The 9,129-nt window shown below is 68.4% G+C and carries 9 protein-coding genes and 1 pseudogene; 5 read left to right on the top strand and 5 right to left on the bottom strand.

The features are described from left to right. Positions 1–189: pseudogene (locus ACYCUK_RS16105) on the top strand (hypothetical protein); the annotation flags it as partial. 3 nt (positions 190–192) lie between these two features. On the opposite strand, the gene ACYCUK_RS16100 reads toward ACYCUK_RS16105, so the two are convergent. Beyond that, entirely contained in the window at positions 193–1,479 is a 1,287-nt protein-coding gene (locus ACYCUK_RS16100; RefSeq protein WP_461595706.1) for a lipoprotein-releasing ABC transporter permease subunit, read from the bottom strand. A 321-nt stretch (positions 1,480–1,800) separates the two neighbouring features. Here ACYCUK_RS16100 and ACYCUK_RS16095 point away from each other — a divergent pair, with 321 nt between their 5' ends. Next, positions 1,801–2,790 carry a potassium channel beta subunit family protein gene (locus tag ACYCUK_RS16095; RefSeq protein WP_461595707.1) on the top strand — a complete coding sequence of 330 codons (990 nt, stop codon included), beginning with the start codon at positions 1,801–1,803 and terminating at the stop codon, positions 2,788–2,790. On the opposite strand, the gene relB is transcribed toward ACYCUK_RS16095, so the two are convergent. From relB to ACYCUK_RS16080, 3 genes are all read right to left on the bottom strand, one after another. After that, positions 2,735–3,013 carry a type II toxin-antitoxin system RelB family antitoxin gene (gene relB / locus ACYCUK_RS16090; protein WP_461595705.1) on the bottom strand — a complete coding sequence of 93 codons (279 nt, stop codon included), beginning with the start codon at positions 3,011–3,013 and terminating at the stop codon, positions 2,735–2,737. The two genes, ACYCUK_RS16095 and relB, sit on opposite strands and share 56 nt — an antisense overlap. Positions 3,014–3,073: 60 nt before the next feature. Next, positions 3,074–3,490 (bottom strand): type II toxin-antitoxin system HicB family antitoxin, encoded by a 417-nt coding sequence (locus ACYCUK_RS16085; protein ID WP_461595704.1) that lies wholly within the window; start codon positions 3,488–3,490, stop codon positions 3,074–3,076. A gap of 553 nt (positions 3,491–4,043) precedes the next feature. Next, positions 4,044–4,403: a hypothetical protein gene (locus tag ACYCUK_RS16080; protein ID WP_461595703.1), complete on the bottom strand. Its 360-nt coding sequence runs from the start codon at positions 4,401–4,403 to the stop codon at positions 4,044–4,046. Positions 4,404–4,638: 235 nt separating this feature from the next. Between ACYCUK_RS16080 and ACYCUK_RS16075 the strand changes: the two genes are divergently transcribed. Continuing rightward, the gene (locus ACYCUK_RS16075; protein ID WP_461595702.1) at positions 4,639–5,199 is read left to right on the top strand and encodes a Uma2 family endonuclease; all 561 of its coding nucleotides are present in this window, start codon (positions 4,639–4,641) and stop codon (positions 5,197–5,199) included. A 48-nt stretch (positions 5,200–5,247) separates the two neighbouring features. Here the strand turns inward: ACYCUK_RS16075 and ACYCUK_RS16070 are convergent, their stop codons facing one another. Next, on the bottom strand, positions 5,248–5,994 hold the full coding sequence (locus tag ACYCUK_RS16070) for an SDR family NAD(P)-dependent oxidoreductase (RefSeq protein ID WP_461595701.1): 747 nt from the start codon (positions 5,992–5,994) through the stop codon (positions 5,248–5,250). A 258-nt stretch (positions 5,995–6,252) separates the two neighbouring features. On the opposite strand from ACYCUK_RS16070, the gene ACYCUK_RS16065 reads away from it, so the two are divergent. Both ACYCUK_RS16065 and recJ read left to right on the top strand, forming a co-directional pair. After that, entirely contained in the window at positions 6,253–7,377 is a 1,125-nt protein-coding gene (locus tag ACYCUK_RS16065) for a hypothetical protein (RefSeq protein WP_461595700.1), read from the top strand. A 15-nt stretch (positions 7,378–7,392) separates the two neighbouring features. Continuing rightward, positions 7,393–9,123 (top strand): single-stranded-DNA-specific exonuclease RecJ, encoded by a 1,731-nt coding sequence (gene recJ, locus ACYCUK_RS16060; protein WP_461595699.1) that lies wholly within the window; start codon positions 7,393–7,395, stop codon positions 9,121–9,123. Positions 9,124–9,129 lie beyond the last annotated feature (6 nt).

Genomic DNA, 9,129 nt, shown 5'->3' with positions numbered 1-9,129 from the left:
ACGGTGATCGAAGGCGTGGAAACCCAGGCCCATCTCGACCTGCTGTGGCAAAGCTCGGCCGACGGCCTGCAGGGCTTCGCCATCTCGCCCCCCATGTGGCCCGAGGACATCCCCGCCTTCGTCGCCAGCTTCCGCATGCCGCCGCGCATCGCCCGGGACGGCCCTGCGTTTCAACAACGGCTCTGCTGAGCTTCATTCGTAGCGCAAAGCCTCGGCCGGCTGCACTTTCGAGGCGCGCCAGCTCGGGTAGATGGTCGCCAGCAGCGCCAGCACCAGCGCCACCACGGTGATGGTGATGATGTCCGAGGCTCTCGGGTCGCTCGGCATCTTGTGGATCAGATACACGCTGCGCGGCAGGAACTGGGTGTGGAACACCCATTCCAGGAAGCCGACGATGGGGTCGATGTTGAAGGCGATGAGGCAGCCCAGCAGCACGCCCGAGAACACGCCGATCACCCCGGTGATCGCCCCCTGCACGACGAAGATGCCCATGATGGAGCCGGGGCTGGCGCCCTGGGTGCGCAGGATGGCGATGTCCGACTGCTTGTCCGTCACCGTCATCACCAGCGTGGACACCAGGTTGAACGCCGCCACCGCCACGATCATCGCCAGGATGATGAACATCATGCGCTTCTCGATGACGACGGCCTCGAACCAGGTGCGGTTCTGCTCGGTCCAGGGCTGCGCCACCAGGTTGGCCGGCAGCGCGGCTTGCAACTGCTGCGCCACGGCCGGCGCGTCGTCGATCGACTTGGTCTGCACCCGCAGGCCGGTGGGGCCGCCGGAGAGGAAAATTTTCCCGGCGTCGTCCAGGTTCAGCAGCGCAAGCGTGCTGTCGTACTCGTAGTGCCCCACGTTGAACAGCCCCACCACCCGCAGGGTGCGCAGGCGCGGAATCATGCCCGCGGGCGTGAGGCTGCCGCTGGGCACCACCATGGTCACCTGGTCGCCGATGCCCACCCCCAGGCGCTGCGCCAGCTCGTTGCCCAGCACCACGGTGAAGCTGCCGGGCTTGAGCGCCGAGAGCGAGCCGGCCACCATGTGCGAGGCAATGGCCGACACCTTGCTCTCCTCTTGCGGCTCGATGCCCCAGGCCAGCACGCCGAACAAGGTGTTGCCCTGCGCCAGCAGCGCCTGGCCCGAAACGAAGGGCGCCACGCCGGTGACGGCCGGGTTGCGCTGCACGATGTTCGCCACGCCGCGCCAGTCGGTCAGCGGCCCGCCATCCACGCTGAACACCTGGATATGCGGAATGACGTTGAGCATGCGGTCGCGCACGTCTTTCTGGAAGCCGTTCATCACCGAAATCACCACGATCAACGCCGCCACGCCCAGGGCGATGCCCGCCACCGAGATGAAGGAGATGAAGGAGATGAAGCCATTGCGCCGCGTGCGCCGCCCGGCGCGGGTGTAGCGCCAGCCGATGAGCAGTTCGTAAGGCAACAAAGACAGTTTGGGGGAATGGGGGGACGTGGCCATGGGGGCGCAGTGTACGGGCGTGGTTGGGCGGTGGTCGGCAGGGCGGTCGGCCGGACCGTCGGAACAAGGCGGGCCGGAATGCGCGGCAAGCCGGGAGGAAGACGCCGGGTGCAGCAGCCCGATTTTGCGGCGGATTTTTCGCCGCATTGCAAGCGCAGGGAATTGCACTGGCGGCCTAAGCTTCAAGGTTCACCGAGCATGCGCAGGCAGTTTGCATGCCGCATGTGTCCGCTTACATCTTGTTCGCACCCGGCTTGCCGCCTGCTCGAACCCCACCCACCCACTTGGAGGCCACATCCCATGACCCATTCCACACCCCCCATGCTGTATCGCCGGCTCGGCCGCAGCGGGCTGCAGGTCAGCCTGTTCTCGCTCGGCTCCTGGGTCACGTTCCACAACCAGGTGGACGCCTCCGGCGTGCGCGAGATGATGGCCGCGGCGCGCGACGCCGGGGTCAACTTCTTCGACAACGCCGAGGTCTACGCCAACGGCCAGAGCGAAACCCTGATGGGCGAGGCGCTGGCCCGGCTCCAATGGAACCGGCTCGACTACGTCGTCTCCAGCAAGTTCTTCTGGGGCCTGGACCGTGGCAGCGCCGACAAACCCCGCATCAACGGCCGCGACACCCTCAACCGCAAGTACCTGCTGCAGGCGGTGGATGGCAGCTTGAAGCGCATGAAGCTCGACTGCATCGACCTCATCTACTGCCACCGCGCCGACCCGCACACCCCGGTGGACGAAACCGTCTGGGCCATGCACAACGTCATCGAGCAAGGCAAGGCGCTCTACTGGGGCACCAGCGAATGGACCGCCGACGAAATTCGCACCGCCTGGGACGTGGCCGAGCGCCACCACCTGCACAAGCCGGTGATGGAGCAGCCGCAATACCACCTGTTCCACCGCAAGCGCGTGGAGCAGGAGTACGCCCGGCTGTACGAAGACATGGGCCTCGGCCTCACCACCTGGAGCCCGCTGGCCTCCGGCCTGCTCACCGGCAAATACCGCCAGGGCGTGCCCGCCGGCAGCCGTGGCGCGATGGAAAGCGTGGGCTTCCTGCGCGAGGGGCTGCTGGACGCCCGCAAGAACGCCGCCGTGGGCGAGCTCGAAGCGGTTGCCAAGGAACTCGGCTGCAGCGTGGCGCAACTGGCGCTGGCCTGGGTGGCGCACAACCCGCGCGTCAGCAGCGTCATCCTCGGCGCCTCCAAACTGGCCCAACTGCACGAAAACCTCGGCGCCCTGGCCGTGCTGCCCAAGCTCACGACCGAGGTGCTGGACAGGATGGATGCGGTGACGGCGGGGCTGGCGGAGTAGCGCCAGGGGTAAGACCGGGCGCTGCTGACCCTGCGTCAGTTGCGCGGCCTTCCTTCGCTTGCGAGATGATGGCGTGGATGCGGGCCATGACCTCATCGTGCGGTGCGCTGGGGCGCGGGTCATCCAGGCTCGGTTGCGCCTTGGCCTGGAGCCAGGCCGTGTAGCGGGCTTCCTGCTCCGGAGTTTCGAACTCCGAGACGATGGGGGAGCGGCTGGTGTTCATGGCAGACGGGCGAAAGGTGCGACAGGCGTTCCGTACAACGCGCGATCGGACGCAAGCGCCTCAGACGACCGTGATCTCGATATGCCGCCCGAGCACATTCGCCGCAGCCTCGATCTGATCCAGTTTGGAGGCATGGCGCAAGTCAAACAAGCGATCAACCTGTGGCATGTGCCAGCCCAGACGACGGGCGAGTTCCGATTTCTTGATGCCCTGCTCAGTCATCGCTTGATACACACCCAGCTTCGCGCATTCCAGCGCCGAGGGGCGCACGGTTTTTTGTCCCGGCGCGGGTTGGCTGACTGCGGGCAACGCTATGCGGGCATCCACATAGAACGACAGGGCGGTTTCGAGGGCATCCACAGCTTGAAGCAAGGCTTCGTCCTCATCCATGCCGAAGGTGATGGCTTCGGGCACATCGGCGAACGTCGCCATGACGGCGCCGTCATCGGGGGTCAGGGTCGCGGGATAGTCAAACATAGGGTTCCTTATTTCAAAGGAAGCTGGCGCTTAATGACGGCCTCAATCCCCTTGCCGAGTTCCATGGTGCCGTGCATCGGCAACGCGGATTGCTTGGCCATTCAGGAAGACTTTCAAGTGCGAACCCTTGCCGGGCTGAAAGGTCGCGCCTTGCTGTTCCAGCCACTTGGCGACAAACCCCGTTGCCGGTGCGCTCACCGCGCCGCTGCCCGCATCGCCTGCACGATGCGCAGGGTTTCCAGGCTCACGGTGGTCACACGCGCGCCAGCAGGTCGATGACTTGCTCCTTGTGGTCGGCTAGCGAATATTGAGATTTCCAGAATGGGCGACAGACGCAAAGCGGCGCACAAAGCTCCCCCCTCCCAACCTCCCCCACGCGGTGGGGGAGGAGGCGCCCCCTCCCCATGCATGGGGAGGGTTGGGGTGGGGAGGGGTTCGGACTGTCACGAATTTGGGAAACATCAATAGGTGTCGAACTGGGCGCGGATGGTGGGGTCTTTGGGCTTTTTTTCCTTGTGCTGGTCGAGCACCCAGTCCAGCGCGCTGCGGTTGCCTAACTTTTGTAGTCCCAGGCCTGGGCGGGTATGCCGCGCGGGGTGGTTTCGGTGTCGAGGGTGATGCTGCCGGTGTCGCCGCCCGATTGCGGCTCGGCGCGCCTTTTCCTCTGCCTCCGCTGCGCTCCTCCCTCTCCCGCTGGCGGGAGAGGGTTGGGGTGAGGGCGGGTTGGCCTTGTAGTGGGTGTTGAACTGATCGAGCGCCCAGTCGGTGATGTTGTCGTGGCGGTTGCCTGCTGCGTCATACCGAACACAGGCTGGGTGGCCTTGGTCGCGGTCTTGAGCGGGTATTCGGCGAGGAACACCGGCCCCTGCTGCCGCCCCCAGGCCTTGAGCAGGTCTTTGAACGCCTCGCGCACGATGGCCTCGCGCTGGCTGCCACTGGCCTTCTTGTGATGAGGTCGAGCTGCTTGAGGTAGTCGTTGATGAGGATCTGGCTCATGGGGCGGGGCAGTTGACTCCTCCCGCACGGGGTGGGGGAGGCCGGGAGGGGGAGCGGTGGGTCAGGCCGCAAGCGTAACCGCGCTGCTCGCCGTGGCCCGGTGGCGCGGCGATAATCGGCCCATCATCGTCAGATTCCGCGCGGAGACATTCATGGCCCTGCCACAGTCCAGGCTCACCCTCGACGCCTACCTCGCCTGGGAAGACGCACAACCTGAGCGCCACGAGTTCTACCGTGGCGAGGTGTTCGCCATGGTGGGCGCGCGCCGGGTGCATGGCCTGGTGACACTCAATGTGGCAGCCGCGCTGAAATCTCACTTCAAGGGTGGGCCCTGCGTGGCATTCGTCGAAAGCATGAAGTTGCAAGTGGCCGACGATGCGGTGTTCTACCCGGATGTGTTCGTCACCTGCCATCCCGAAGATCTGCGCACCGACATGGTGTTCCGCCATCCCGTGCTGATCGTGGAAGTGCTGTCCGACAGTACCCAGGCCTATGACCGCGGCCTGAAGTTCGCCGCCTACCGCCGCTTGGCCGATCTGCGCGAGTACGTGCTGATCGACCCCGACAATCGCAGCGTGGAGGTCTACCGGCGCAATGCCCAAGGCCTGTTCGAACTGCACGACCAGACCGGCGCGGCGACACTCGAACTCGCCAGCGTGCAGGCCAGCCTGCCGATGGCCGAGGTGTTCGAGGGGCTGGCGGCGCCTGACTGAAATGCGGGGCGGAGAGCCACCCGTCTTGATGCACGGCTCAAACCCGCCTCAAACCCCTGTGCGCCGAAACACCTTGTCGGCGCGGGCCTGGTCGGTGGGGCGGATGACGATCTGGTCGATGTTCACATGCGCCGGGCGGGTGGCGGCCCAGACCACGGCGTCTGCCACGTCGCCGGCCGACAAGGGGCGGGTGTCGGCGTAGACCTTGGCGGCGCGGGCGGCGTCGCCGTCGAAGCGCACCAGCGAGAAGTCGGTTTCCACCAGGCCGGGGTCGATCTCGGTGACGCGCATCGGCTGGCCCAGCCATTCCAGCCGCAGGGTGTCGCTGATGGCGCGCACCGCGTGCTTGGCCGCGGTGTAGCCGGCGCCGCCGACGTAGGTCTCGAACCCGGCGACGGAGCCGATGTTGATGACATGGCCGTCGCCGCTGGCCTGCAGCCGGCCATGCAGGGCGCGGGTCATGCGCGCCAGGCCCAGCACATTGCTCTGGAACATGGCCAGCCACTGGTCTTCGTCGAACTCGGCCACCGGCCCCAGGCCGATGGCGCCACCGGCGTTGTTCACCAGCACATGCACCTGGCTCGGCAGCGCGGCGGCGAAGGCCTGCACGCTGCCCTTGTCGGTCACGTCCAGCGGCAGGGCGTGGCCTTGGATGTCGGCGGCAATGGCGCGCAGCCGGTCGAGCCGGCGGGCGCCGAGATAGACGGTGTAACCGGCGGCGGCAAGCGCGCGGGCGGTGGCTTCACCGATGCCCGAAGAGGAACCCGTGACGATGGCGATTTTGGTGGTGGTCATGGTTTGAGCGGGGATGTTGTGAGGAGATGCGGGGATGCGGCGGCGAAACGCGCTCATGGCGGCCCGCTGCAACGGCGTGACGGCTGCGAGAAAGGCGCGATGCAGCCGCGGACCCACGCCATGCTATTGAGATTTGCCGCTGGGCGCGGCCGTCCCGGCCGAGTCCCGACCCGTCCCAGGGGCGAAAAGCGCCGCCGGGCGAGCGATGGTGACGTACCGACGCCGGCTTCAGGGCTGGGTCACGGGGGATAATTCGGCATGCACACCATCCTGATCGACACCGCGCCAGTCGCCGGTGCTCCCTGGCAGCAGGCTCTGGCCGCCACCCCCATGCCCCGCCTCAGCCGCTGCTTGCGGCTGGCGGAAGTGAGCTTGCAAGAAGCCTTGCACGAAGACGCCGAAGCCGCCTGGCTGTCCCCCGCCGAGCGCTGGCTGCTGGCCGCGCTGGGCCAGCCTGGCGCCGTGGCGCACCCAGCCCCGGACGCAGCCACCGCATCCAACGCCGCACCCAATGTCGAACAGCCTGCGCAGGCGGCGGCACAGCCACACGCTGCGGTGGTCTTGTCCGAGCAGGCGCCCTGGGGTGCCTTGGCGGCGCTGGCGGCGGGGCAGGCGCTGCGTGGTTTGCCGTGGGGCCTGGCCTTGCCTGCCCACCTGAAACTGGGGCGCGAGAGCCTGAGCCTGGCCAACCCCGCCGCGCTGCAGCTCACGGTGGACGAGGCCCAGGCCTTGCTCGACGCCGTGCGGCCGCTGCTGAGCGACGCGGGTTGGCATGTCGATGCCGGCAACCCGAGCCGCTGGCTGGTGGCCCACCCCAGCCTGGCCGAGGTGGTGACGGCCGATCCCGCCCGCGCCATTGCCCGCAACGTGGCGGCGTGGATGCCGGCCGGCACCCCGGCGCGGCCCTGGCGCCAGTTGCTCACCGAAATGCAGATGGTGTGGCAATACCACCCGGTGAACGAGGCGCGCATGCGCGCCGGCCGGCCCGAGGCCAACACCCTCTGGCTGCATGGCTGTGGCGCGCTGCCGGCCGACCTGCGCAACCCTTTCGTGATGCAGCACCAGGCTGCCCAGAGCGTCACGGCCTGGTGGCCGGCGGCGCATGCCGGCCTGCCCAAGCTGCCCGCCAGCCGGCATCCCCACCCGCTGCAAGTGCTGCAGCCACAGGCCACGCGCGAGACGGATGCCGAGGCGCTGGGCGCGGCCGTCGCGGCGCTCGACCAGGCGGCCGCCGAGGCCATCGACCAGGCGCTGCGCGACCACGCCAGCGCCCAGGTGGTGCTGGCTGGCGACCGGCGCTGGATCGGGTTCGAGCTGCACAAGGCGCGCCGCTGGCAGTTCTGGCGCCGGGCCGACGCGCATGTGCTGCTGGGCCTGGTGTAGAGGTTGGCCGCAGGTATGAAATTCATGGCACGTGACGCGCCGCCGCGCGTCGTTCACACCCTGCAGAACGCCGGCATTCACCCCCTGCTGGCGCAGTTGCTGGCGGCGCGCGGGGTGCACGACCCGGCCGAGGTGGAGCCCGACATGTCGGCGCTGCTGCCGCCCAAGCTCTTGCTGGGCGCCGAGCAGGCGGCGCGCGTGCTGGCCGACGCCATTGCGCGCGGCGAGCGCCTGTGCATCGTCGCCGACTACGACTGCGACGGTGCCACCGCCTGCGCCGTGGGCCTGCGGGGCTTGAGCATGCTGGGCGCGCGGGTGGGCTATGTGGTGCCCAACCGCTTCACCACCGGCTACGGCCTGTCGCCCGCGGTGGCCGATCTGGTGGCGCAGCAGCCGTGCGGGAAGCCCGACTGGATCGTCACCGTGGACAACGGCATCGCCAGTGTGGAGGGCGTGGCGCGTGCCCTGCAACTCGGCATGCGGGTGCTTGTCACCGACCACCACCTGCCCGGCGAGCGCCTGCCGGATGCGGCCGTGATCGTCAACCCCAACCAGCCGGGCTGCACCTTTCCGAGCAAGAACCTGGCCGGCGTGGGCGTGATGTTTTACGTGCTGCTGGCGCTGCGCGCCGAGCTGCGCACACGCGGCGTGTTCACGGCCGCCACCCAGCCCCGGCTGGACGGGCTGCTCGACCTGGTGGCGCTGGGCACGGTGGCCGACGTGGTGAAGCTCGACGCCAACAACCGCCTGCTGGTGGCGCATGGCCTCAAGCGCATGCGCGAGGGCCGCATGCAGCCCGGCGTGCGCGCGCTGTTCGCCGCCGCCGCGCGCGAGCCGGCGCAGGCCAGCAGCTTCGACCTGGGCTTCGCCCTCGGCCCCCGCATCAACGCGGCGGGACGGCTGGCCGACATGACCGTGGGCATCGAATGCCTGATCACCGACGATGGCGAGCGCGCCATGCAACTGGCGCAGACGCTCGACACCATCAACCGCGAGCGGCGCGGCATCGAAGCCGGCATGCGCGAGCAGGCGCAGGAAGCCTTGGCGCGGCTGCAGGGTCAGGGCGACGCGGCTGCGAACGCCTCCATCAGCCTGTTCTCGCCGGACTGGCACGAGGGCGTGGTGGGCATCGTCGCCGGGCGGCTGAAAGAATTGCACCACCGCCCCACCTTCGTCTTCGCGCCGGGCGCGGACGGCCAGTTGCGCGGCTCGGGCCGCTCCATCCCCGGCTTTCATCTGCGCGACGCGCTCGACCTCGTGTCCAAACGCGAACCCGGGCTGCTGGTGCGTTTCGGCGGGCACGCCGCCGCCTCGGGCTGCACCATTGCCGCCGATGGCTTCGCCCGCTTCGCCGCCGCTTTCGAAGCCGTCGCCAGCGCGTGGCTTTCACCCGCGCTGCTGGCGCGCAAGCTGGAGGTGGACGGGGAACTGGGCGCCGAGTGGTTCACCCCGGACGTGGCGCAATTGCTGCAGGCCCAGGTGTGGGGCCAGGGCTTCGCCGCGCCGGTGTTCGCCAGCCGGGTGGAGGTGCTGCAGCAAGGACAGCTTGGCGAGCGCCACATGAAGGCCCGCGTGCGCCTGCTCGACGCCCCGGCCGGAGCCAGCGCCACGCGCGAACTCATCGCCTGGAACCGCAGCGATTTCCTTCCCGCCCAGGCCCGCGTCGCCTGGCGCCTGGACACCAACACCTGGCAGGGCCGCACCCAGACCCGCATGGTGCTGGAGGCGGTGGAGGATGCGGATTGAATTTGT

This window comes from Thiomonas sp. (genome assembly GCF_054608695.1).
This window is presented reverse-complemented; position numbering and strand designations above follow the sequence as displayed.